General features: G+C 73.0%; 19 protein-coding genes and 1 pseudogene. 7 read left to right on the forward strand and 13 right to left on the reverse strand.

Features of this window, described 5'->3' with window-relative positions; translation table 11 throughout:
* The first annotated feature begins 412 nt into the window (after positions 1-412).
* A complete protein-coding gene (locus ABD371_RS26220; protein ID WP_344481617.1) occupies positions 413-949 on the forward strand; it encodes a hypothetical protein in 537 nt (178 codons plus the stop codon).
* Between the two features lie 85 nt (positions 950-1,034).
* On the opposite strand, the pseudogene ABD371_RS26225 reads toward ABD371_RS26220, so the two are convergent.
* Positions 1,035-1,880, reverse strand: a pseudogene (locus tag ABD371_RS26225) (AraC family transcriptional regulator); the annotation flags it as partial.
* A 78-nt stretch (positions 1,881-1,958) separates the two neighbouring features.
* On the opposite strand from ABD371_RS26225, the gene ABD371_RS26230 reads away from it, so the two are divergent.
* Positions 1,959-2,798: an NmrA family NAD(P)-binding protein gene (locus ABD371_RS26230; protein ID WP_344481623.1), complete on the forward strand. Its 840-nt coding sequence runs from the start codon at positions 1,959-1,961 to the stop codon at positions 2,796-2,798.
* Positions 2,799-2,835: 37 nt separating this feature from the next.
* On the opposite strand, the gene ABD371_RS26235 is transcribed toward ABD371_RS26230, so the two are convergent.
* Both ABD371_RS26235 and ABD371_RS26240 read right to left on the reverse strand, forming a co-directional pair.
* Complete coding sequence (locus ABD371_RS26235; protein WP_381734607.1) at positions 2,836-4,251, reverse strand: phytoene desaturase family protein; 1,416 nt, start codon at positions 4,249-4,251, stop codon at positions 2,836-2,838.
* A gap of 208 nt (positions 4,252-4,459) precedes the next feature.
* On the reverse strand, positions 4,460-5,287 hold the full coding sequence (locus tag ABD371_RS26240) for an inositol monophosphatase family protein (protein ID WP_344481631.1): 828 nt from the start codon (positions 5,285-5,287) through the stop codon (positions 4,460-4,462).
* Between the two features lie 136 nt (positions 5,288-5,423).
* Here ABD371_RS26240 and lplAB point away from each other — a divergent pair, with 136 nt between their 5' ends.
* Positions 5,424-6,488 carry a lipoate-protein ligase LplAB gene (gene lplAB, locus ABD371_RS26245; RefSeq protein WP_344481635.1) on the forward strand — a complete coding sequence of 355 codons (1,065 nt, stop codon included), beginning with the start codon at positions 5,424-5,426 and terminating at the stop codon, positions 6,486-6,488.
* A 249-nt stretch (positions 6,489-6,737) separates the two neighbouring features.
* Complete coding sequence (locus ABD371_RS26250) at positions 6,738-7,889, forward strand: acyltransferase family protein (protein WP_344481638.1); 1,152 nt, start codon at positions 6,738-6,740, stop codon at positions 7,887-7,889.
* Positions 7,890-7,940: 51 nt separating this feature from the next.
* Here ABD371_RS26250 and ABD371_RS26255 read toward each other — a convergent pair whose 3' ends face one another.
* Positions 7,941-8,942: a TIGR03842 family LLM class F420-dependent oxidoreductase gene (locus ABD371_RS26255; protein WP_344481643.1), complete on the reverse strand. Its 1,002-nt coding sequence runs from the start codon at positions 8,940-8,942 to the stop codon at positions 7,941-7,943.
* Between the two features lie 398 nt (positions 8,943-9,340).
* Here ABD371_RS26255 and ABD371_RS26260 point away from each other — a divergent pair, with 398 nt between their 5' ends.
* On the forward strand, positions 9,341-11,095 hold the full coding sequence (locus tag ABD371_RS26260; RefSeq protein ID WP_344481646.1) for a dihydroxyacetone kinase subunit DhaK: 1,755 nt from the start codon (positions 9,341-9,343) through the stop codon (positions 11,093-11,095).
* Positions 11,096-11,174: 79 nt separating this feature from the next.
* Here the strand turns inward: ABD371_RS26260 and ABD371_RS26265 are convergent, their stop codons facing one another.
* Positions 11,175-11,873: an HAD family hydrolase gene (locus tag ABD371_RS26265; RefSeq protein ID WP_344481649.1), complete on the reverse strand. Its 699-nt coding sequence runs from the start codon at positions 11,871-11,873 to the stop codon at positions 11,175-11,177.
* A gap of 452 nt (positions 11,874-12,325) precedes the next feature.
* On the opposite strand from ABD371_RS26265, the gene ABD371_RS26270 reads away from it, so the two are divergent.
* Entirely contained in the window at positions 12,326-12,547 is a 222-nt protein-coding gene (locus tag ABD371_RS26270; protein WP_344481653.1) for a DUF5133 domain-containing protein, read from the forward strand.
* Positions 12,548-12,562: 15 nt separating this feature from the next.
* On the opposite strand, the gene hydA is transcribed toward ABD371_RS26270, so the two are convergent.
* The 6 genes from hydA to ABD371_RS26300 all read right to left on the reverse strand — a co-directional run bounded on the left by hydA (position 12,563) and on the right by ABD371_RS26300 (position 18,609).
* Positions 12,563-13,969 carry a dihydropyrimidinase gene (gene hydA, locus ABD371_RS26275; protein WP_344481658.1) on the reverse strand — a complete coding sequence of 469 codons (1,407 nt, stop codon included), beginning with the start codon at positions 13,967-13,969 and terminating at the stop codon, positions 12,563-12,565.
* A gap of 99 nt (positions 13,970-14,068) precedes the next feature.
* On the reverse strand, positions 14,069-15,346 hold the full coding sequence (locus ABD371_RS26280) for an aspartate aminotransferase family protein (RefSeq protein ID WP_344481661.1): 1,278 nt from the start codon (positions 15,344-15,346) through the stop codon (positions 14,069-14,071).
* A complete protein-coding gene (locus ABD371_RS26285; protein ID WP_344481664.1) occupies positions 15,343-16,185 on the reverse strand; it encodes a nitrilase-related carbon-nitrogen hydrolase in 843 nt (280 codons plus the stop codon). The genes ABD371_RS26280 and ABD371_RS26285 overlap by 4 nt, the downstream gene beginning before the upstream one ends.
* 155 nt (positions 16,186-16,340) lie before the next feature.
* The gene (locus ABD371_RS26290; RefSeq protein WP_344481667.1) at positions 16,341-17,816 is read right to left on the reverse strand and encodes a hypothetical protein; all 1,476 of its coding nucleotides are present in this window, start codon (positions 17,814-17,816) and stop codon (positions 16,341-16,343) included.
* A gap of 81 nt (positions 17,817-17,897) precedes the next feature.
* Positions 17,898-18,296 carry a PPOX class F420-dependent oxidoreductase gene (locus tag ABD371_RS26295; protein ID WP_344481671.1) on the reverse strand — a complete coding sequence of 133 codons (399 nt, stop codon included), beginning with the start codon at positions 18,294-18,296 and terminating at the stop codon, positions 17,898-17,900.
* A gap of 58 nt (positions 18,297-18,354) precedes the next feature.
* Positions 18,355-18,609, reverse strand: coding sequence for a helix-turn-helix domain-containing protein (locus ABD371_RS26300; RefSeq protein ID WP_344481677.1), 255 nt, complete (start codon positions 18,607-18,609; stop codon positions 18,355-18,357).
* Positions 18,610-18,673: 64 nt separating this feature from the next.
* Between ABD371_RS26300 and map the strand changes: the two genes are divergently transcribed.
* Positions 18,674-19,441: a type I methionyl aminopeptidase gene (gene map / locus ABD371_RS26305; RefSeq protein ID WP_344481682.1), complete on the forward strand. Its 768-nt coding sequence runs from the start codon at positions 18,674-18,676 to the stop codon at positions 19,439-19,441.
* Positions 19,442-19,535: 94 nt separating this feature from the next.
* On the opposite strand, the gene ABD371_RS26310 is transcribed toward map, so the two are convergent.
* Both ABD371_RS26310 and ggt read right to left on the reverse strand, forming a co-directional pair.
* Positions 19,536-20,300: a glycoside hydrolase family 75 protein gene (locus tag ABD371_RS26310; protein ID WP_344481686.1), complete on the reverse strand. Its 765-nt coding sequence runs from the start codon at positions 20,298-20,300 to the stop codon at positions 19,536-19,538.
* A gap of 158 nt (positions 20,301-20,458) precedes the next feature.
* Complete coding sequence (gene ggt, locus ABD371_RS26315) at positions 20,459-22,264, reverse strand: gamma-glutamyltransferase (RefSeq protein ID WP_344481691.1); 1,806 nt, start codon at positions 22,262-22,264, stop codon at positions 20,459-20,461.
* Positions 22,265-22,393 lie beyond the last annotated feature (129 nt).

Raw genomic sequence — 22,393 nt, forward strand, 5'->3', positions numbered from 1 at the left:
CTCGGGGACTCTCGCGCGAGCCGGACGAAGGGGCGGCGGAAGCGGCCGTCGACGGCTCTGAGCTGCTGGAACGGTGGTCGGGGTCGGGGGTCGGAGTGCTCCGTCCCGGTGCCGTCCGCGGTCCGGGCCCTCGGTGCGGCGGGTACGCCCGGGGTCGCCCTTCCCGGCGGGCGGCGGGGCGGAGGGGCGGCGCGCGGGAGCGGACCGGGCGCGGACCGGACGCGGTCCCGGCAGGGTCCGGGCCGTCGGGGGCGGGGGCGGGGCCGGCTCGGGTGGGGCTGGTGCTGCGCCCGGGACGGTCGGGCGGGCGGGGATGCTGACCGGTTCTCTTCTATGGCGAAGCCGTGGAGAACGTGAAGAATCCACCAGCGGTGAAGCACATTCTGTGTGTCACGCGAGTGAGGAGACCCCCTTGCGCAGGATCACATCAGGTTTCGCTCTCGTCGCCGCCGTCGCGGCGGCCCTGGCGACGGCCGTGTCCCCCGTGTCCGCCGCCGCCCCGCCCGCCCCGGCCGCCGCGTCCGCGATGACATGGACCCTGCTCGGGGACGGACCGAGCGGTACGGTCCGGGTCGGCGGCGGCCCCCTGAGCAACCCGTACACGGGGGACACCGCCACCACCTCCTCGCTCCCGCTGCTGTGTCTGAGAATCGACGGCAGCCCGGTCCCCGCGGGCATCACCCCCGACTTCTACGCGGGCTGGGCGCGCGGCACGGTCGCGGCGACCAGCCCCATTCGCGGGACCCGGCTGACCAGCCGGGCCATCGCGGACCAGGTGTGCGCGAACAGCCTGGGCGCGGGCTGGCGGATGGCCGAGTTCCACGACGGCCGGTACGGGCCCAATCTGGCGTACTCGGGCGGCTGGAGCTACTACGCCCACGGTGATGTTCCGCTGGGCACCCGGTTCTGGACGGCGATCAACGACCAGCCGTCGAACCCCTGGAGCTGAGCGAATCCCGCTTCGGGTCCGACGGCGGCCGTCTCACGATCGCCGCCGTCGGCCCGGGGCGGACGGCCTCGACGGCCTCGGCATCGGCCTCGGTATCGGCGGCGGCGTTGGCGTCGGCCCGGAAAGCGGTGGGGCTGACGCCCCTGGTGCGTTTGAACGCGGCGCTGAAGCCAAAGGCGTCCGCGTAGCCGACCCGGCGGGCCACGGAGGCGACCGTCGCCCGCGACTCGGCCAGCAGATCGGCGGCGAGCGCCATCCGCCATCCCGTCAGATAGCTCATCGGCGACTCCCCCACCGCCTCGGGGAAGCGCTTGGCCAGCGTGGTGCGCGAGACCCCGGCCTCGGCCGCGAGGGCGGCCAGGGTCCAGGCCTGGCCGGGCCGCTCGTGCATCGCCCTCAGCGCGGGGCCCACCACCGGGTCGCCCAGCGCGCGGTACCAGGCCGGCGGGTCCGCGTCCGGCCGGTCGAACCACTGCCGCAGGGTGCAGACCAGCAGCCAGTCAAGCAGCCGGTCCAGCACCACCTGGTGCGCGGGACCGGCGACGGCCACCGCGGCCTCCAGATGGTCACGGGTCACGGTCCAGTCGTACTCCTCGCGCAGCAGCAGAAAGCCCGGCAGCATCCGCAGCAGCCGGCTCGGCACCGCCGAGCGCACCCGGTAGACCCCGGCCAGCAGCGTGGTGTCCCCGGCGGACCCCGCCGCGGCGGAGGCGGCGAACGGCTCCGGGCCGCGCACCACCGCCACATCGCCCGGCCGCAGCGTCCGCCGTTCCCCGCCTCGCCGGACGCTCACCTCCCCGCGCAGCGGCACACAGAGCGTCAGCGACGCTCCCCCGCCCAGCCGGAGGGTTTTCGGCGGGGTGAGCACGGAGCGGTCGAACAGCGCGCCGTCCGCCCGCACACCCCGTAACAGGTCGTCCAAGGGATCCATGCGCCCACCGTACGCACACACATGGGGCGCGGACCGTCGGCCATGGTCAGGGGCGGTCGCCGACGGCAGGCTGACCGTATGACCGATCATGTGACGAATGAGATTCTGGTGCTCGGGGCGACCGGCAAGACCGGACGCCTGCTGGTGCCACTGCTGCGAACCGCCGGCCACCGGGTGCGCGCCGCCTCCCGCTCCGGCGAAGTGACGTTCGACTGGGACCTCCCGGACACCTGGGGCCCCGCGCTGGGCGGCGCGAACACCGTCCAACTGGTGGCCCCGGAGGACCCGGAGCCCGTCGGCGCCCTGGTGCGTCAGGCCGTCGCCGGCGGCGTGACGCGCTTCGTGGTGCTGTCCGGCCGGGGCATCGAGCACTCCAGCGACTTCGGCACGGGGATGGCCGAGGCGGAGCGGGCGGTGCGCGAGTCGGGGGTGGAGTGGACGGTGATCCGCCCCAACAACTTCAACCAGAACTTCGACCAGGATCCGTGGGGACCGCTCCTGCGGTCGGGCCGGCTGGCGCTGCCCGCCGGTTCGGTGCCCGAGCCGTTCGTGGATGTCTCGGACATCGCCGAGGTCTCGGCCGTACTCCTCACGGCGACCGGCGACGAGCACCACGGCCAGATCTACGAACTGTCGGGACCACGCGCCCTCACCTTCGGCGAGGCGGTCGGGATCATGGCGCGGGCCGCCGGGCGCCCCGTCGTCTTCGAGGAGCTGACCTCGGACGCGTACGTCGCCGAACTGCGGGCCTCTGGTGTGCCGGAGGCCTTCGCGACCATGCTGGACTCGATGTTCACCCTGTTCCGGGCGGGGCACACGTCCGCGCCCGCGGACGGTGTGCCGAAGCTGCTCGGCAGGCCGGCCCGGTCCTTCGAGGACTACGCGGCCCGAGCGGGAGCGGCCGGGGCCTGGTCCTGACACCGGCGGCCCCCCGCCGCTCGCCCGCTCGCCCGCCTCATCGCGCGTCGGCCTCGCGCAGCGCCCGCCAGACCGCCTTGGCGGCGTTGTGGCCCGACATGCCGTGCACTCCGGGGCCGGGCCAGGAGGCCGCCGAGCAGAGGAAGACGGAGGGGTGCCGGGTGCGGTGGGGGAAGAGGGAGACGGTGGGGCGGAGCAGCAGCTGCAGTCCGGCGGCGGCCCCGCAGGCGATGTCGCCGCCGACGTAGTTGGCGTTGCGCGCCTCCAGCTGCGGGGGCCCGGCGGTGGCCCGGGCGAGGACCCGGTCCCGGAAGCCGGGGGCGAAGCGCTCGATCTGCCGCTCGATCGCGTCGGTGAGATCGCCGTCCCATCCGTTGGGCACATGGCCGTACGCCCAGAAGACATGCTTGCCCTCGGGGGCCCGGGAGGGGTCGACCAGACTGGGCTGGGCGGTGATCAGGAACGGGGTGGTGGGGGCCGAGCCCCCGGTCGCCCGGCCGAGGGCGGTGGCGATCTCCCGGCTGGAGGGGCCGATCTGGACGGTGCCCGCGCGGCGGGGCTCCTGGGCCGTCCAGGGGACCGGCCCGTCCAGCGCGTAGTCGATTTTGAACGCGGCCGCGCCGTAGCGGTAGTTCTCATAGCTCCGGCCCAGCCCGGCGATCCGGGCGAGCGCGGTCGGCGAGGTGTCGAAGAGATAGGCGCGCGCCGGGGGCAGATCATCCAGCCGTTTGACCTCGAAACCGGTGTGGACCGTGCCGCCGAGGTCGGCCAGATAGCGGGCGAGGGCGTCCGCGATGGACTGGGAGCCGCCGCGCGGCAGCGGCCAGCCCTTCTCGTGCGCGGCGAGCGCGAAGAGCAGTCCGACGCCGCTGGTCGCGATGCCACTGAGCGGGGCGATCACATGGGCCACGAGCCCGGCCATCATGGCGCGGGCCCGGTCGTCCCGGAAGCGGCGCATCAGCCAGCTGTACGGGGGGAGTCCGGCGGCGGCGAACCGGGCCAGCCCCACCGGGTCCCGGGGCAGCGCGGTCAGCGGCAGCGACATGAAGTCGCGGACCAGCACGTCCCACGTGCCCAGATGGGGGGAGAGCAGCCGGCGGTAGGTGCCCGCGTCGCGCGGCCCGAGGGAGGCAGCGGTCTCGGCGACCGAGCGGGAGAGGACGGCGGCTGTGCCGTCGTCGAAGGGGTGCGCCATCGGCAGCTCGGGGTGCAGCCACTCGAGTCCGTACCGGTCGAGCGGCATCGCGGCGAACGCCGGGGAGCCGATGCCGAGCGGATGCACGGCGGAGCACGGGTCGTGGCGGAAGCCGGGGAGAGTCAGCTCCTCGGTGCGCGCACCGCCCCCGACCGTCTCCTTGGCCTCGAAGACCTCGACGGTACGGCCTCTGCGCGCCAGTTCGACTGCGGCCGTCAGCCCGTTGGGGCCCGCCCCCACGACGACGGCGTCGAGCATCGCCCTCACTCCAACGACTCCTTCGGTAGGCCGGCGGCCTGGAGGACCCAGGATATTCCGGCGCGGCGGCGGCACGGCGGCGGGTGCGCTCCGACGCGGGGCGCGGGAGGAGCACTTCGGCCGCTCACGGGGTGCCGGGGGGCGGGCGAGGGGCGCGCCGGAACGCGCCGCGCGCCGCCCCCGTACCCCTGCGCGGGAACGGATCCGGTCAGCCGGAGGAGGCCAGCAGCGCGCGGATCCGCTCGGCCGTCTCGGGCGTGCGGGCCGCGGTGAACGGCATGGCGTTGCCCCCGGCTATGCGGAACTCCTTGCCGGAGAGCGTCAGATGCGCGCCCCCGGCCTCGGTCACCAGCAGCAGTCCGGCCGCGTGGTCCCAGGCGTTCTCCCAGGAGAAGGCGACGCCCTCCTGATCGCCCCGGGCCACTCCGAGATATTCGAGACCGGCCGAACCGCAGGGGCGCGCCCGCACACCCGGCGTGTCGAGGACGAGCAGGGCGCGCTTCTGGTCGTCGGTGGTGTAGTCGGGGTGGGACATCGCCACCCTCAGATCCGCGCCGGGCTCGGGCGGGCCCGGCAGCAGCCGCTCGCCGTTCAGCCGGGCGCCCCGGCCCTTGACGGCCGTGGCCATCCAGTCGAGCACCGGCGCGTAGGTCCAGGACGCCAGGACCTCGCCGCGGACCGCGAGGGCCACCAGGGTGCAGAAGCCGGCCTCGCCCCGGACGAACTGCCGGGTCCCGTCGACCGGGTCCACGATCCACACGGGCGCGTCGCCGCCGAGCGCGGCGAGGACCGACGGGTCGGCGTGGACCGCCTCCTCGCCGACCACGACCGAGCCGGGCAGCAGCGCGGTCAGGGAGGCGGTGAGGTGCTCCTCGGCGAGACGGTCGGCCGTGGTCACCAAATCGTGCGGGCCGCTCTTCTGCACGATCTCGTGCGCGGCGAGCTGCCGGTGCCGCGGCATGATCTCGGCGGCGGCAGCCTTGCGGATCGCCTCTTCGACGGCGGACAGGTCCCCGGCCAGATAGTCATCGATCATATGACCAGCTAAGCACGGCCCTGTGACATCGCGGTGCCGGGCCGGGGCCCGCCGGAGGAACACTCCGGCGGCCGGTTACGTTGGAGTCGGCAGGAACGACTTGAGGCCCTTGAGCGCCCACGGCCCCGGAGGAACCATGCACGGCGAGTACAAAGTCCCCGGCGGCAAGCTGGTGGTCGTCGACCTGGAGGTCGCGGACGGCCTCCTGAAGAACGTCCGGGTGGCCGGAGACTTCTTCCTGGAGCCCGACGACGCCATCCTGCTGATCGACGCGGCGCTGGAGGGCGCGCCCGCCGACACCGGCACCGAGGGTCTGACCTCGCGCATCGTCGCCGCGCTGCCCGAGTCGGCGGTCCTCTTCGGTTTCACCGCCGAGAGCGTGGCCGTCGCGGTGCGCCGCGCGCTCGCCCAGGCCACCGACTGGCGCGACTACGACTGGCAGCTCATCCATGACGCCCCCCAGTCGCCCGCCCTGCACATGGCGCTCGACGAGGTCATCACGGGCGAGGTGGCGGCCGGCCGGCGGCCCCCGACGCTCCGGGTCTGGCAGTGGGACTCGCCGGCCGTCATCATCGGCAGCTTCCAGTCCCTCCGCAACGAGGTCGACCCCGAGGGCGCGGCCCGCCACGGGGCCACGGTGGTCCGCCGGATCTCCGGCGGCGGCGCGATGTTCGCGGAGCCGCAGAGCACCATCACGTACTCCCTCGCCGTCCCCGAGTCCCTCGTCTCGGGTCTCTCCTTCGCGGACTCGTACGCGTATCTCGACGACTGGGTCCTCGGCGCGCTCGGCGACATGGGCATCAAGGCCTGGTACCAGCCGCTCAACGACATCGCCACCGATGTGGGCAAGGTCGCCGGCGCGGCCCAGAAGCGCGTGGTCGGCCCGGACGGCGGCCCCGGCGCGGTGCTGCACCATGTGACCATGGCGTACGACATCGACGCCGACAAGATGCTCGACATCCTGCGCATCGGCCGGGAGAAGCTCTCCGACAAGGGCACCAAGAGCGCCAAGAAGCGCGTCGATCCGCTGCGCCGGCAGACCGGGCTGCCCCGGGAGGCCGTCATCGAGCGCATGATCGAATCCTTCCGGGGGCGTTACGGCCTGACGGACGGCGAGGTCACCGACGAGGAGATGGCGCGCGCCCTGGATCTGGTCAGGACCAAGTTCCAGAACGAGGAGTGGACCGCGCGCGTGCCCTGACCCCGGGCGAGGGGCTCGGCGGTGCAGCCAAGGGGATGGTCCCGAAGCCATGGGCTTTCGGGACCATCCCCTTTCGGCGTCGGCGGCAGCAGAAGGTTTACCACCCGTTACCCGGCAGTTGACTTTTGATTGACGGAACAGGGAGACAGCTCTGTACAGTCCCCCTCGGTAAATGCCCGCACGGGCCCAGTCGGATTTTCCGCTGCACCGCTCCCGGCCAAGCGAATACCGAAAAGGCGAGGAAAGCGCATGCCAGAGAAAAGCCCCTCTCCGCGCCCGGCGGCACTGCCGTCCCTCACCGGTATGAGATTCATCGCCGCACTGCTGGTCTTCCTCGCCCACATGTCTTTGGCCCGGATGTTCACCGACCAGCAGCTGAACAAGGAAATCGACAAATACTTCGGCATGCTGGCCAGTGTCGGGGTCTCGTTCTTCTTCATCCTCAGCGGCTTCGTGCTCACCTGGTCGGCGCGCGCCGACGACCGGCCGCTGCTGTTCTGGCGGCGCAGGCTGGCGAAGATCTACCCGACCCACTTCGTCACCTGGATCGGCGGGCTCCTTCTGATCCTGCTGACCGGCCGGGCGGTGTCCCTGACCGAGTTCGCCCCCGGCCTGTTCCTCGTCCACGCCTGGGTGCCGAAGTACGAGGTCCTCTACGGGACGAACGGAGTGGCGTGGTCCCTCTCCGTGGAATTGATTTTCTATCTGCTCTTCCCGGCCCTGCTGCTGCTCGTGAACAAGGTCCGCCCGGGAAATCTGTGGAAATGGGCCGGCATCATGATGCTGTGCGTGCTCGCCGTCCCGGTACTGGCGGAGACACTGCTGCCCAACGAACCCGCGGGCGGCGCGAAATTCGGGTGGCTGCAATTCTGGTCCGTCTACTTCCTGCCGGCCAGTCGGCTCTTCGAGTTCGTCATCGGAATTCTCCTGGCCCGTATCGTGATGACCGGCCGGTGGATTCCGATCAGCCGTACGGTGGCGATGCTTTCGGTGGTGCCCGGCTATCTTCTGACGGTCTGGCTGCCGGGCTCGTACGGACTGGTGGCGCCCGCGGTCATTCCGCTCGCCCTCGTGGTCGCCAGCGGGGCCCATGCCGACGCGGCCGGCCGGCCCTCCTTGCTGAGCGGCAGAAAGGCGGTGCGCCTCGGGGAGCTGTCCTTCGCCTTCTACATGGTGCACCTGGTCGTGGCGTACCACGGGCCGGTGGCCCTCGGGAGCAGGCGGCAGTGGGGCGTGTTCGAGGGGATCGTGCGCACGGGCGGCTGGTTCGCGCTCACCCTCCTGATCAGCTGGGTGCTCTACCACGCCGTGGAAATGCCCGTCATGCGCCGCTGGAGCCGTCCGAAGGCACCCCCGAGCGCTCCCGTGAGCCCTGCGAGCGGGGCGAGTTCGAACCGCTGAGCCGGCGCTTCCGCGCCGCCGGCCGCCGCCGGACCGGCCGGCGGCCCGGTGTCAGCCGCCGACCACCGGGATGATCCGTTCCCCGTAGGCGTCGATGACCTCCTCCCGGGCGTCGTGCATGGCGTAGACGGCGAACTGGTCGACGCCGAGGGCGCGCAGGGCGCGGAGTTTCTCGATGTGGGCCTCGGCCGGGCCCAGCAGACAGAAGCGGTCGACGATCTCGTCCGGCACGAAGTCCGCCGAGGGGTTGCCCGCGCGCCCGTGGTGGCTGTAGTCGTATCCGTGCCGGGACTTGATGTACGAGGTCAGCGCCTCGGGCACCAGCTCGGAGTGTTCTCCGTAGCGGGCGACCAGGTCGGCCACATGGTTGCCGACCATGCCGCCGAACCAGCGGCACTGGTCCCGGGCGTGGGCGAGATCGTCCCCGACATAGGCGGGCGCGGCGACGCAGACGGTGACGTCGGCGGGGTCGCGGCCCGCGTCGGACGCGGCCGTGCGCACGGCGGTGATCATCGACTCGGCGAGATAGGGGTCGGCGAGCTGGAGGATGAATCCGTCGGCCTGCTGCCCGGCGAGGGCCAGCGCCCTGGGCCCGTACGCGGCCATCCACACCGGCAGCCTGCCGTCCCGCACCCAGGGCAGCCGCAGCGGGCGGCCGTTCACCAGCGTCTCGCGGCCCTCGGCGAGATCGCGGATGACGCCGATCGCCTCGCCGAGCGTGGCGAGGGTGTTGGGCGGGCGTCCCACGACGCGCATCGCCGAGTCGCCGCGCCCGATGCCGCAGACCGTGCGATTGCCGTACATCTCATTGAGGGTGGCGAAGGTGGAGGCGGTGACCTCCCAGGTCCTGGTGGACGGGTTGGTGACCATGGGGCCGACGATCAGGCCCTCGGTGTGCTCCAGGATCCGGCTGTGCACGACGAAGGGCTCCTGCCAGAGCACCGCCGAGTCGAAGGTCCAGCCGTAGCGGAAGCCCTGGTTCTCCGCGCGCCGCATCAGCTCGACGACGGTGGAGGACGGCGGGTCCGTCTGGAGAACGAGTCCGAAGTCCATGGCCGGCCTTTCGTTCGGGTGCCGACGGCTGCCGCGCGGGGCGCGGGCCCCGTGCGGCCTCCTCGAAAAGATCCTTCCACATCGGGCCGTGCCGGGCCCGGTACGACGACGCCGGGGAGGCGCGAGTCGCGGAGGGCAATCCTGGTCCGCCTCCCGCGCTTTGGGAAGAGCGCCTCCCGGCCAGTGCCGACGGCACACGGGTGTACGCCCGGGAGCCGCTCGCGTTGCGGGCGGCGCGACGGGGGCGACAATGGGGTTCCGCGCGATGTTCCCCCAGTGTTCTCCCGGCGTCACCCGGGCGTCCCCGGGCGGAACGGTTTCGCGGGCCCGGCCGCGCGGGCCGGACGGCGGCCCGCGGGGGCGCTCCTGTGCCGAGGCCCTCTCCTCTGGAGGTCCCGATGAGCTTCTTCCTTCCCGATCATGAGGCGGTCCTGCTGGGGTGCCGGGGGCTGGCGCTGTCTCATCCGGGGATCGGGGTCTGTCCGGACCCGCTGTACCTGCTGGCGACTCGCCCCTCCCCGGGGCGGAAGGTGGCGCTGGTGGCCGGGGGCGGCGCCGGGCACGAGCCGCTCGACGCCGGGCTGCTGGGGCGCGGGGGGCTGGACGCCGTGGTGCCGGGCCCGGTGTTCACCTCTCCGACCGGCGCCCAGGTGGAGGCGGGGGCCCGGGCCGCCGCCGCGCTCGGCGCGCGGGACGCCGTACTGCTGATCGTGAAGAACTACACCGGGGACCGGATCAACTTCGCCCTGGCGGCGGAGCGGGTCCGGGCCGCCGGGATCGAGGTGGCCGAGGTGGTGGTGGACGACGATCTCGCCACCGCGGGCACGGCGGCGGGGCGGCGCGGGACGGCGGGTGTCCTGGTCGTGGAGAAGATGCTGGGGGCGATGGCCGACCGGGGTGCCGACGTGGCGGCCCTGGCCGAACTGGGTTCCCGGGTGGCGTCCGCCACCCGGAGCCTCGCGGTCTGCGCCCGCGCCCACACCTCCCCCTCCCTCGGTCTGCCCGCGTTCCCCCTGCCGCCGGGCGCGCTGGACTACGGTGTCGGGATCCACGGCGAGCGGGCGGCCCGTACGGTCGCCGCCGCCGGGCCCGTCGAGGACACCGTCGGCCGCATGCTCGACGAACTGCTGGCAGCTCTCCCGGACGGCCTCCCCGGCGGTCCCTCCCGGCCCCGGGACGACGGGGTGATCGCGGTGGTCTCGGGGCTGGGAGGGACCGGGGAGCTCGAACTGAGAGCGATCGGCGCGCTGGTCCACCGGGAGCTGACCGCGCGCGGGACACCGGTGCGCTCCCTGGCCGCGGGGGTCTACGCCACCGCTCTCGACATGGCGGGGTTCAGCATCACGCTCACCCGTACGGCCCCCGGGTGGCTGGAGCTGTGGACGTCGCCGACGGACACACCCCTGCGCCTCCCCGGCCCGGCCGGCGGCGGCGCGGCGCTCGCGCCCCCGCAGGTGTCGGACGGTGCCCCCCGCCGCGCTTCCCGCGCCGGCGCGCCCCGGGCCGAAGGCGCGTTCCTGAGAGAGCTGCACCGCTTGGTCCTGGCGGCGCACGCGGATCTCACCGCGCTCGACCAGGCGGCCGGGGACGGCGATTTCGGTGACAACTTCCGCGGCGGTGTCACCGAGGCGGCGCGGCATGCCCGCGAGAGCCGTCTCGCGGGCACGGCCGCCCTCGCCGAGACCTTCCGTGACCGTGTCGGCGGCTCCAGCGGCCCGCTGTTCGGCCTTCTGTTCACCGCCATGGCACCGGTGGCCGACCGCGCTCCGGCCGATGTCCGGCAGCTCGCCGCCGCGCTTCAGCAGGCGCTCACCCGTATCAGCGCCGTCGGCGGTGCCGTGCCGGGCGACCGCACCCTGCTCGACGCCCTCGCCCCCGCGGCCCGGTCCCTCACGGCCGCGCCACCACACGACCGCCATCGTGCGGTGACCGCCGCCGCGCAGGCCGCGATCGACGGCGCGCTCGCCACCGCCGCGCTTCCGGCCCGCCTCGGCAGGGCCAGTTACACGGGAGTCCACGGCACCGGCCGGCCCGACCCCGGTGCGGTCGCGGTCGCCCTCGTCCTCATCGCGCTGGCACGCGTCCACGAACCGGGCCCGGCCGCCCGGCTGCCCGACCCCGCCCGGATCACCCACGCCGGAGTGCTCGGCTGAACCCCGCGCACTCCCGCCCCCGGGCGGGCCGTACGGCGTACGGCACCGCGGTCCGGGGACGGGTGTACGGGGGTGTGCCTCAGCCTCCGGGCGGGTGGTCCTGATCGCCCCAGCGCGCGATCCAGGCGGCCAGTTCCTCGTCCTCCAGGGACTCGACCCAGGCGTCGGCGAGCGCGGCGCTCTCGGGGGAGGGGTCCGCGCCGACGCCGATGACGGGCATCCCGGCGTCCACGGCGGAGCGGATCCCGCACAGCGAGTCCTCGACGGCCAGGCAGCGGGCGGGATCCACCCCCAGCAGGTCCGCCGCGTGGGTGTACACGTCGGGGTGGGGTTTGGGCCTCATCCGGCCGACCGGGACCACGACCTCGCGGAAGTGGCCGAGGAGCCCCGCCGACCCCAGGCACGCCTCCACCACGTCGCCGGGGCAGTTGCTGGCCACCGCGAGCGGCAGTCTCCCGGCCGCGGCCTCCACCACGGTGGACGCTCCGGGGCAGACGACCGGATCCCCGGAGGCCAGCGTCCGGAACGCGTCCAGCAGCTGGTCCGTCATCCGCCCGGCCAATTCCTTGCGTCCGGCCACCTTCGCCATGAGGTCCCCGCACTCGGTGTAGTGGACTCCCTTCGACAATTCCCAGAACTCCCCGTCCGGAACGGCCCCGTATTCACCGAGGACCTGTCTGCGGGCATCCACCCAGTGCCTCTCGCTGTCCATCAGGGTCCCGTCGCAGTCGAACACGACCGCCCTGGGGGACCAATTTCTTCCTCTGGATTCCAGCACTTCCGTCTCCTTTCACGGATCCGCGCAGCACGACACCCCGCACACAGGGCGGCACAGGGGCCCCCGGCTGCGGATGGTCTCCCGTCAGGAGAATTCTTGTCGCTGCCACGTCAAATCTTCCAGGGCACGATATTCACGGAGAGGGAGGAAGGAAAGAGACGGACCATAAGTAAAATGAGAATAAAATAAAAGAATCCATTTTGCGGAATTTACTCACATCGCGAAAATGGATTCGAAAAGAAAGGATATGCGGCCGGCCGGGGCGGCCTACGGGCCCGATTTAGCAGAGTTGTGCCATGGCGAGACGTTCACCCGTCGAATGTTCCCACACCCCGATGCAATACCGTTCGCGGTTCGAAGTGAAAGAAATGAGCACGCCCACGGTGGCGGGTCCCGGTCCGGCACGGCACCATCGAGGAGAGCCCCGGGACGAACCGGGCGAAGGAGGGCCGATGTCGCCGAAGGCCGACCCCGGAGTCGTGCGCGAGCTGGTGAACCGCTACGACACGCTGAGAAGTCACGGCGTGCGCCACACGAGTTCCTCGATCCACCCCCGGATGGAGGGCATCGTCTACACCCTCTGCGTACTGACCGGGACCCACGAGGAGTCGAAGGCCCTGGCCGCCGCGCGCCGCCTGCTCGCACGCTCCGACCCGGCCCGCCGGCCCGGGTGAACCCCGCCGGGGATCTCAGCCCGCGTACTGGCAGAGTCCGCGCGGCAGATAGCCGCCGTGGCCCGGGTGTCCCACGTACTCCCGGTCCCGGATCACCGGGACGCCGCGCGAGAGCACCGTCTCGACCCGGCCGGTCACCCGCTTGCCCTCGTAGGGGGAGTAGTCGACATTCATATGGTGCGTGCCGGCGGACATGATCTGCTCCGCGTGGGGGTCGTAGACGACGATGTCGGCGTCGGACCCCGGGGCGATCGTCCCCTTCTGCGGATACAGGCCGAACATCCGGGCCGGCGACGCGCAGGCGATCTCGATCCAGCGGCGGCGTCCGATGTGCCCGTCCACGACGGCCTGGTGGAGCAGATCCATACGGTTCTCCACCCCCGGCATGCCGTTGGGGATCCGGGAGAAGTCGCCGAGACCCATCTCCTTCTGGCCCTTGAAGCAGAAGGGGCAGTGGTCCGTGGAGACCACCTGGAGGTCGTCGGTCCTCAGTCCGCGCCACAGCGCCGCCTGGTGCTCCTTCGGGCGCACCGGAGTGCTGCATACGTACTTCGCGCCCTCGAAGCCGGGTTCCGCGAGATTGTCGGTCGACAGAAACAGGTACTGCGGACAGGTCTCGCCGAAAACGGGGAGCCCCTCGTCCCGGGCCCGCGTCAATTCGGCGAGCGCTTCCTGTGCCGACACATGCACCACATAGAGAGGAGCGCCCGCGACCTGGCTCAGTCTGACGACCCGGTGGGTCGCCTCCGCCTCCAGCAGCGCCTTGCGGACCTCGCCGTGGTGGCGGGGATCCGTCTCACCGCGGGCCAGCGCCTGCTCCACCAGCACATCGATGGCGAGGCCGTTCTCCGCGTGCGTCATCACCAGACCGCCGTTCGATCCGGCGCGCTGCATGGCCCGGAGGATCTGGCCGTCGTCGGAGAGGAACACCCCCGGATACGCGGTGAACAGCTTGAAAGAGCTGACTCCGCCCGAGACCAGTCGGTCCATTTCCCTGAGCGAGGACGCGTTCACATCGGACATGATCATGTGGAACGCGTAGTCGACCGAGCACTTCCCGTCCGCCTTCTCGTGCCACGCTTCGAGCCCCTCGCCGAGGGTGCCCCCCTTGGGCTGAATGGCGAAATCGATGATGGTCGTGGTGCCGCCCCAGGCCGCCGCCCTGGTCCCGGTCTCGAAGGTGTCGGAGGAGAAGGTGCCGCCGAAGGGCATCTCCATATGGGTGTGGGCGTCGACCCCGCCGGGGATCACATACTTCCGCGAGGCGTCGACGACGTGTTCGGCGGTCCAGGCGTTCGCCGTCTCGGAGCCGTGTGCGGCGAGCGCGGCGACCCTGCCGTTCTCGATCAGCACATCGGCGTGGATCTCGTCCGCCGCCGTGATCACCAGACCACCGCGGACCAGGGTGCGGATGCTGCTCATGGGCGGTGCGCTCCCTCGGATACGGAGGTACGAAGGTACGGGGGTACAGAGGTACGGGGTACGGGTGCGGACGGAGGTACGGGATCGTCGGCGGGCGGCTCAGGCCTGGCGCAGCGCCCGGGCCAGGATCGCGGCGCCCTCCTCGGCCTCGGCGACGGTGAGGCTGAGCGGGGGCGCGATGCGCAGGACGCTGGTGTCGTGGCCGCCGCCCTTGCCGATGAGGAGGCCGCCCTCGCGGGCGGCTTCCAGGACGGCCGCGGCGGCCTCGGGGTGCGCCTCGTCGGTGCCGGGGCGGACCAGCTCGACGCCGATCATCAGTCCCCGGCCGCGGATCTCCCGTACGGCGGGCACGGTCGCGCCGATCGCCCGCAGCCGCTCGATCAGCAGTCCGCCGACCCGGCGGGCATTGCCCTGGAGGTCGTTCTCCAGCAGATGGGAGAGGTTGGCGAGGCCGGCGGCCATGGTGACGGGCGAGCCGCCGAAGGTGGAGATGGAGTTGGCGTCGAGGCCGTTCATGATCTCGGCACGGGCGACCACACCGCCGACGGACATGCCGTTGCCGATGCCTTTGGCGAAGGTGAGGATGTCCGGCGGGCCGTTTCCGGCGTGGGCCTGCCAGCCCCAGAAGTGGTCGCCGGTGCGCCCCCAGCCGGTCTGCACCTCGTCGGAGATCCACAGGACGCCGTGCCGGTCCAGGACTTCGCGGAAGGCGGCGTAGAGGCCGTCGGGCGGTGAGGTGAACCCGCCCACGCCCTGGATCGGTTCGGCGATCAGCGCCGCGACCTCGCGGGTGTGGCCGAGGAGATCCTCCAGGTCGGCTGCGCACGCCGCGATGAATTCGGCGTCGGAGAGCCGGGCGAAGGGGCCCCGGGTGCGGACGCCGCCGTGCACGTACAGCGTCTGGAGCGGGGAGAGGCCGGTGGGCGACCAGGCGCGGTTGCCGGTGACGGCGACGGCGGAGAAGGAACGGCCGTGGTAGCTGTTGCGCATCGCCAGCACCTGGGGGGAGCGGCGGCGGGCGGTGGCGAGGAGGAGGGCGGTGTCATTGGCCTCGGTGCCGGAGGTGGTGAAGAAGACCCGGGCGTCGGGGATGCCGGAGAGGGCGGCGATCCGTTCGGCGAGTTCCACCATCGGGCGGTTGAGGTAGAGCGTGGAGGAGTGCAGGATCCGGCCGGCCTGCTCGGTGACCGCCCTGGTGACCTCGGGGAGGGCGTGGGCGGTCATGGTGGTGAGGATGCCGCCGAAGAAGTCGAGGTAGCTGTTGCCGTCCGCGTCCCACACCCGGCGGCCCTCGCCGTGGGTGATCTCGATGGGGCTGCGGTAGTAGAGCGCCACCCAGTCGGGGATGACGGCCCGGTGCCGCTCGAAGAGGCTCATGGGCGCACCAGCCCCTGGTAGGCGTCGGGCCGTCGGTCCCGGTAGAACGCCCACTGCTGCCGCACGGCGTCGATGAGGCCGAAGTCCAGATCGCGTACGAGCAGCTCCTCGTCCTCGTCGCTCGCGACGTCGCCGACGAACCGGCCCCGGGGGTCGACGAAGTAGCTGGTGCCGTAGAAGTCGTTGTCGCCGTACTCCTCCCGGCCGACGCGGTTGATGGCGGCGACGAAGTACTCGTTGGCGACGGCGGCGGCCGGCTGTTCGAGCTGCCAGAGATGGGCGGAGAGGCCGCGTGAGGTGGCGGACGGGTTGTAGACCAGCTGGGCCCCCTCCAGGCCCAGCTGACGCCAGCCCTCCGGGAAGTGGCGGTCGTAGCAGATGTAGACGCCGACCTTGCCGACGGCGGTGTCGAAGACGGGCCAGCCGGCGTTTCCCGGCCTGAAGTAGAACTTCTCCCAGAAGCCCTTGACCTGGGGAATGTGGTGCTTGCGGTACTTGCCGAGATACGAGCCGTCCGCGTCGATCACGGCGGCGGTGTTGTAGTAGTGGCCCGGGGCCTCGATCTCGAAGACCGGGGCCACGACCACCATCCCCGTCTCCCGGGCGAGTTCGCGCATCCGGCGGACGGTGGGGCCGTCCGGGACGGCCTCGGCCCAGCGGTAGTGCTCGGGGTCCTGGACCTGGCAGAAGTAGGGCGCGTTGAAGACCTCCTGGAATCCGATGATCCCGGCGCCCCGGCGGGCGGCCTCACGAGCGTGCGCCTCATGCTTGGCGATCATGGATTCGGTGTCGCCGGTCCAGGTCGCCTGGACGAGGGCGGCGCGTACGACTTGGGCCATGAGCTGCTCCTTCGGCCGGGCGTCAGCGAGCCTCTACGCGGGTGGACGCGGTGCGTAGAGGGAGAACGTAAGCCCCGTCACACACAGGGGCAAGGCCATCGCCGTGAACCGGCGCGGTCGATCTCGATTCACCCGGCCGGCGGGCACGGCGGGATTCAGGTGGCGAGATGGCCCGCGACGCGCAGTGCGTGGACGAGTCGGTGTTCGTGGGAGCGGGACTGGGCGCGGGCCGCCTTGAGCAGCAGGGGTACGAGGCGCTGCGGGTCGTCGGCGGCGATCCGGGCCGCTTCGGCGGCGGGGTGCAGTTGTACGCAGGCGGTGAGGAGGGCGTGGGCCTCGGGGAGACGTCCCTGGTCCGCCAGTTCGAGGGCGGCTCGGGCGATCTCCTCGACGGGACGGGCGACGCCCTGTCGGAGGAGCCGTTCGCCGTCGTCCTCGCGTCCTTCGGCGGCGAGCGCGCCGGCGATGGCCGCGACCCGGGGCAGGGGCTGGGAGGCGGCCTCCCACAGCAGGGTGGTCCAGTCGGCGTCGAGCCCGGCGCGGTGGAGTTCCCCGGCGAGGACCGGCAGCCAGGCGGCGGGGAGCACCGCGGCCTCGCAGAGCACGGCGTGCGCCTCCCCGCCGCGCTCGGCGGTGCGCAGCCGGGCGAGGGTGCGCACGACCTCGCGCGCGGTGTCGGCGGCGTGGCCGGGGCCGGCGGGGGCCTCGTCCGGTACGGCGGTTCCGGCGGCGGCGGTGCCGTGGCGCGCGCCGCGCGGGGGCGGTGCGGCGGCGGGCGGCGGCGGGAGGGGCCCGCCGCCGGCGGTGTCGGGGGTGTCCCCGGAGTGCGCCGCGCCCGCGAACCGCGCGCCTCTCAGCAGGCCGCGCCGGGCGGCCCGGCCTCCGGCCTCGACGGGTGCGGCGGGGGCCGGTGCCCTGGCCGGGTCCGGGCGGCTGCCGGGGACGGGTGGCGGGCCCGAGGGGCGCGGGTGGGGCAGGTCGGGGCGGTACGCGCGGGGGTCGGAGGGGGTCGCGGCGGCCGGGCGGGGGGCGCGGGCTCCGGGCTCGGCGCTCTCCCGTTCGCGGCCGGGGCCGAACCAGCCCTCGCCGGGGGCGCTGTCGGCCTCCCCCGGGCGCGGTGGCGGCGCGGTGGTCAGGGAGGTGAGCCGGGAGCGGAGTTCGGCCAGTCTGGCGGTGGCCCTGGCCTGGTCGTCCCGGGTCCACTCCAGTTCGTGATCGAGCCGGGCGGCGGCCGGTCCCGCCGGTTCGGCGGTCCGCCGGCGGACCAGCTCCTCGGCGCGGAGCGTGGAGCGGATCAGCTCCTGGCGCATCAGCTCCACACGTTCGGCGAGGGCCTCCCGGCCGCCGGGGCGGCGGTCGTACGCGGCGGCGGCGGCCGTGTGCAGCCGGCGCGCCCGGGGCTCCTCGCGGGCCGCGATCCCCGCGCCGCGGGCCGCCGCGAGGTCGTGCAGCAGGGCCTCGACCACGTCCCACGGGGGGACTTCGACGCCGTCCAGGCACTCCCGCACCCCTTCGGGGTCGCGCTGCCGGAAGACGGCGTACCAGCCGGTGTCCTGGTCGAGGAGCGCGGTCAGTCCTCGCAGGTACTGTGCGAGGGCATCGCGTTCCGAGGGGAGTTGGTTGACCGCCATCGCCGCCGCTCCTGTCCGGAGATGTCCGGGGAATCCGCTGGCATCGAACCCCGGCCGTGTGTCGGCCGTGGGTACGCGCTGTTACAAGCCGTTCTCGTCGTTCGGGGAGAGAGTCACCGCGATGCCGATCTGGGGCCGTTTTCCCCGGCGGACGAGCGTGGCCGGCCAGTCGATCAGCCAGAACTGCCAGCTGTATTTGCGGATCAGCAGCTTGCGCGTGTCGTCGAGGCCGTCGAGCAGCTCGGCGGTGCCCCGGGCGCTCGGCGCGCCGTCGGCGATCCTGCCGCGCACGTCGCACACGGTCACGGTGACGCGGGGGTCGTTGCGCAGCCGCTTGACCTTCCAGGAGTCGCGGTTGGTCCAGACATGGAGCTTGCCGCCCTCCTGGACGAACCAGACGGGGGTGGCGACTCCCGTCCCGTCCTTGCGGAAGGTGGTCAGGCTGATGTACCTGGCGGTGGCGAATCCCTCGGCGGTCACGGTGCGAGGGTACGCGGTCGGGCCGGTGCGGGGAGAGCGAACGCCCACTCCGGTCGGGTCAGATCGCGGGCGTGGGCGCGCAGCGGGCCATGAGGTCGTCCATGGACAGTTCGAGGGCGGTGGCGAGGGCGGCGACGGTGAAGAAGGCGGGGGTCGGGGCGCGGCCGGTCTCGATCTTGCGCAGGGTCTCGGCGGAGAGTCCGGCCGCCGCCGCGACCTCCACCATGCTGCGTTCGCCGCGCGCGGTGCGCAGGAGGCGGCCGAGCCGCTCGCCGCGTTCGCGCTCTTCCGGGGTCAGGGGGGTACGCACCATGCCGTTATTCTAATGCCGGTCGGACCGGTATGAGAATAACGGCTGAACCGGTATAGTAATTGGCATGGTGGAGATCAAGACAGACGCCTCTATCGAGGCGATGCGTGCGTCCGGCCGAGTGGTGGCCCAGGCGCTGACGGCGGCGCGTGAGGCGGCGGCGGTCGGCGTCAGCCCGCTGGAGCTGGACCGGGCGGCGCGCGAGGTGCTGCGGGAGGCCGGGGCCCGCTCGCCCTTCCTCGGCTATCACCCGGAGTGGGCCCCGGTGCCGTTCCCCGCGGTCCTGTGCGTCTCGGTCAATGACGCGATCGTGCACGGCATCCCGGACGCCCGGCCGCTGCGCGACGGCGATCTGGTCAGCGTCGACTGCGGCGCGGTCCTGGGCGGCTGGGCGGGCGACGCCGCCGTCAGCTTCACGGTCGGCCGGGCCCGTCCCGAGGACAGCCGGCTGATCGAGGTCGGCGAGGAGGCCCTGGCCGCGGGCATCGCGGCCGCCGTGGTCGGCAATCGCATCGGCGACATCGCCCATGCGATCGGCCGGGTGTGCCGCGGCGCCGGCGTCGGCATACCGGACGGCTTCGGGGGCCACGGCGTGGGCCGGCAGATGCACGAGGACCCGGGCGTGCCCAATGAGGGCCGGCCCGGCCGGGGCATGCCCCTGCGGCGGGGCATGGTGCTGGCCATCGAGCCGATGGTGATCGCCGGCGGCTCGGACGACCACTACACGGCCCGGGACGGCTGGACCATGCGCACGATCGACGGCAGCCGCGCCTCCCACTCCGAGCACACCGTGGCGATCACGGACGAGGGGCCGCGCGTGCTGACCGTGCTCTGACCCCGGCCTGACCCCGGCCTGACCCCGGCCTGACCCCGCCCCGGCCGCGCTCCGGCCCGGCCGCCGGGACCGGCCCGGCCCCGGGCGGACCGTGTCAGTTCTCCGCGAGGAATTTCCTGGCCAGCGACTCCCCGAGGGTCACCGCCGCGCCGTGGTCCTCGATCGGGTCCACCCGGGAGTCCTTGAAGAGGATGTAGGTGACCCCGGAGTCGACACCGCCCGTCCGGGGGTCCGGGTCGACGCCGAGCGACCGGGCCATGGCGTAGGACGCCTCGCCGATGATCCGTGTGGGCCCGGTGTCGCCGACGACTCCGTAGCGGACCCGGCCCTCGTGGATGACGGCGACCACTCCCCCGCCCCTGACGCCCGAGGCGGAGGGCTTCCAGAGGTCGCCGGCCCCCGGCACCACCACGAAGGGCAGCTTCTCCGCGTTCAGCGGTCGCCCGTCGGACTGCCGGTAGGCGGTCTGCGGGAGGAAGTGGGGATCGGTCGTGGCGTTGCACCGCTCGGTGCGCTGCCCGTCGCAGTCGATGTCCATGTCGGCCTTCCAGAAGACCGCGCCCTTCTTCTCGCAGACCGGCACGTCCGCCGGGGCGTTCGCGTCCTCGCGGTACGCGCCCCGGGAGATCTGGGCGCACTCCTTCACCCTGTCCAGCAGTTCGGCCGCCCCGGCCGCGTCCCCCCGCACGCCGTACGACCCCGGTACACCGTGCTCCCTCGGTACGCCGTACGACCCCGGTACGCCGTGCGCCCTCGGCACCAGGACCTGCTGGACACCGTCGGCCCCGGCGGGCGGGGCCGCTCCGGGGACGACTGCCACGCCGAGGGCCGCGGAGAGCGCGAGAGTACGAGAGTGCATGGAGAGGCTCGCCTTTCGGTGGGGAGAAGCGTCCATACCCGCTCCCGGCCGGAACCGATCCCCGGCGTCCGGGGCCGGGCCCGCGCCCGGCGGCAAAACGGGCGGCCCGCCCGGCGGTTGACGCCGGACGGGCCGCGAGACCCCTGGGGCCGTACGGGCTAACCCCGGCCGGCGGGGTGGACGACCATCGCCGAGCCGCCGCCCCGGCGGACCTTCTCGGCGGCGGCGAGCCAGCGGCCGTCGGGCAGTCGCTCGACGCCGGTCGCCGCGCCGATCTCCGGGTTCTGCCGGAAGGCGTGGCCGATGGCCTCCAGCTCGGCCCTGAGCGGGCTGTTCCAGAGTCCGGGCTCCAGCTCGGTGGTGGTCTGGTTGCGCTGGCTGGCGCGGGGCGCGGCGATCGCCTCCACCAGCGGAAGGCCTCGGTCCAGACGGCCCGTCAGGGACTGGAGGACGGTGGTGATGATCGTGGCACCGCCCGGGGAGCCCACCGCGAGCACCGGCCGGCCGTCCCGGAGGACGATCGTCGGGGCCATGGAGGAGCGCGGGCGCTTGCCGGGGCCGGGGAGGTTGGGGTCGTGGACCGCCGGGTTCGCCGGGGCGAAGGAGAAGTCGGTCAGCTCGTTGTTGAGCAGGAAGCCCCGGCCGGGCACGGTGATGCCGCTGCCGCCGGTGGACTCGATCGTCAGGGTGTAGGCGACGACATTGCCCCATTTGTCGGCGACCGTGAGATGGGTGGTGCTCTCCCCCTCGTACACGGTGGGAACCGCCGGTCCGGCGCTGCCGCAGGCCACCGGCGAGCGGGGGTCGCCGGGGGCGAGCGGGCTGGTGAGCACCGCGTTGTCCTTGATGAGGCAGCCGCGCGCGTCGGCGAAGCGCTGGGAGAGGAGTTCCCTGGTCGGCACGGATTCAAAGGCCGGGTCGCCGACCCAGCGGCCCCGGTCCGCGAAGGCGATCCGGCTGGCCTCGATGAGGCGGTGCAGATACCCGGCGTCGGTGGCCTTCGACAGATCGGTGCGCTCCAGCATGTTGAGCGCCTGGCCCACGCTGGTGCCGCCGGAGGAGGAGGGGGCCATGCCGTAGACGTCCAGGCCCCGGTAGGAGAGTTTGCTGGGGGCCCGGCGGACGGTGTCGTACGACCGCAGGTCACGGGTGGTCAGATCGCCGGGCCGGACCTTGCGGGTGACGCCCTCGCCGACCGGCGGGGTGCGGACGGTGCGGACGATGTCCCGGGCGATGTCGCCCCGGTACAGGGCCCGGCCGCCCTCGCGGCCCAGTTCGCGGTAGGTGCGTGCCAGATCCGGGTTCTTGAAGACGGAGCCGACCTTCGGCAGTTCGCCGCCGGGCAGGAAGAGTTCGGCGGTGGCGGGGAAGTCGGCGAACCGGGCCTGGTTGGCGGCGGTCTGGGAGCGGAAGGTGGAGTCGACGGTGAATCCGTTCTTCGCCAGCCGCTCGGCCGGTTTCAGCAGCTGCCCCAGCGATCGGGTGCCCCAGGCCTCCAGGGCGGCGTCCCAGGTCGCGGGGGTGCCGGGGGCGCCGACGCCCAGTCCGCTGGTCTGCCCCTCGTCGAACGGGATGGGCCGGCCGTTCTCCAGGAAGAGGGCGGAGTCGGCGGAGCGCGGCGCGGTCTCCCGGCCGTCGATGGTCTGGACGGAACGGGTGCGGGCGTCGTAGTGGACGAAGTACCCGCCGCCGCCGATCCCCGCCGAGTACGGCTCGGTGACGCCGAGCGCGGCGGCGGTCGCCACGGCCGCGTCGACGGCGTTCCCGCCGCGCCGCAGGACCTCGATCCCGACCGCCGAGGCATCGGCGTCGACGCTCGCGACCGCCCCGCCGTGGCCGACCGCGACAGGCGTCTTCACCGGTGGGGCGGGGGCGGCGGTTAACGGCGCGGCGGCGCCGACCGACGAGACCAGGGCCACGGCGACGGCCAGAACGGACAGATTCCGTGCGGCTGAGCGACTCATCCAAACCTCCGGATCAGCGGATGTCCGCGCACTGTAACGTCACCGGCCGCCCGGCGTCAGGACTGTCGCGAACAAGGGGGCCCGGCCGCGGCGGCGACGGGCGGGGTTTCCCCAACTCCGGCCATGGGC

Source organism: Streptomyces amakusaensis (assembly GCF_039532665.1).
GTDB classification, from domain to species: domain Bacteria; phylum Actinomycetota; class Actinomycetes; order Streptomycetales; family Streptomycetaceae; genus Streptomyces; species Streptomyces amakusaensis.

Excerpts from the sequence above, each read along its gene's own strand:
- ABD371_RS26270 (WP_344481653.1), top strand. The coding sequence starts at position 12,326 with ATGTCGCCGAAGGCCGACCCCGGAGTCGTGCGCGAGCTGGTGAACCGC.
- ABD371_RS26255 (WP_344481643.1), bottom strand. The coding sequence starts at position 8,942 with ATGGACTTCGGACTCGTTCTCCAGACGGACCCGCCGTCCTCCACCGTC.
- ABD371_RS26300 (WP_344481677.1), bottom strand. The coding sequence starts at position 18,609 with ATGGTGCGTACCCCCCTGACCCCGGAAGAGCGCGAACGCGGCGAGCGG.
- ABD371_RS26250 (WP_344481638.1), top strand. The coding sequence starts at position 6,738 with ATGCCAGAGAAAAGCCCCTCTCCGCGCCCGGCGGCACTGCCGTCCCTC.
- ABD371_RS26310 (WP_344481686.1), bottom strand. The coding sequence starts at position 20,300 with ATGCACTCTCGTACTCTCGCGCTCTCCGCGGCCCTCGGCGTGGCAGTC.
- ABD371_RS26260 (WP_344481646.1), top strand. The coding sequence starts at position 9,341 with ATGAGCTTCTTCCTTCCCGATCATGAGGCGGTCCTGCTGGGGTGCCGG.
- map (WP_344481682.1), top strand. The coding sequence starts at position 18,674 with ATGGTGGAGATCAAGACAGACGCCTCTATCGAGGCGATGCGTGCGTCC.
- ABD371_RS26280 (WP_344481661.1), bottom strand. The coding sequence starts at position 15,346 with ATGAGCCTCTTCGAGCGGCACCGGGCCGTCATCCCCGACTGGGTGGCG.
- ABD371_RS26290 (WP_344481667.1), bottom strand. The coding sequence starts at position 17,816 with ATGGCGGTCAACCAACTCCCCTCGGAACGCGATGCCCTCGCACAGTAC.
- ggt (WP_344481691.1), bottom strand. The coding sequence starts at position 22,264 with ATGAGTCGCTCAGCCGCACGGAATCTGTCCGTTCTGGCCGTCGCCGTG.
- ABD371_RS26230 (WP_344481623.1), top strand. The coding sequence starts at position 1,959 with ATGACCGATCATGTGACGAATGAGATTCTGGTGCTCGGGGCGACCGGC.
- ABD371_RS26235 (WP_381734607.1), bottom strand. The coding sequence starts at position 4,251 with ATGCTCGACGCCGTCGTCGTGGGGGCGGGCCCCAACGGGCTGACGGCC.
- hydA (WP_344481658.1), bottom strand. The coding sequence starts at position 13,969 with ATGAGCAGCATCCGCACCCTGGTCCGCGGTGGTCTGGTGATCACGGCG.
- ABD371_RS26285 (WP_344481664.1), bottom strand. The coding sequence starts at position 16,185 with ATGGCCCAAGTCGTACGCGCCGCCCTCGTCCAGGCGACCTGGACCGGC.
- lplAB (WP_344481635.1), top strand. The coding sequence starts at position 5,424 with ATGCACGGCGAGTACAAAGTCCCCGGCGGCAAGCTGGTGGTCGTCGAC.
- ABD371_RS26240 (WP_344481631.1), bottom strand. The coding sequence starts at position 5,287 with ATGATCGATGACTATCTGGCCGGGGACCTGTCCGCCGTCGAAGAGGCG.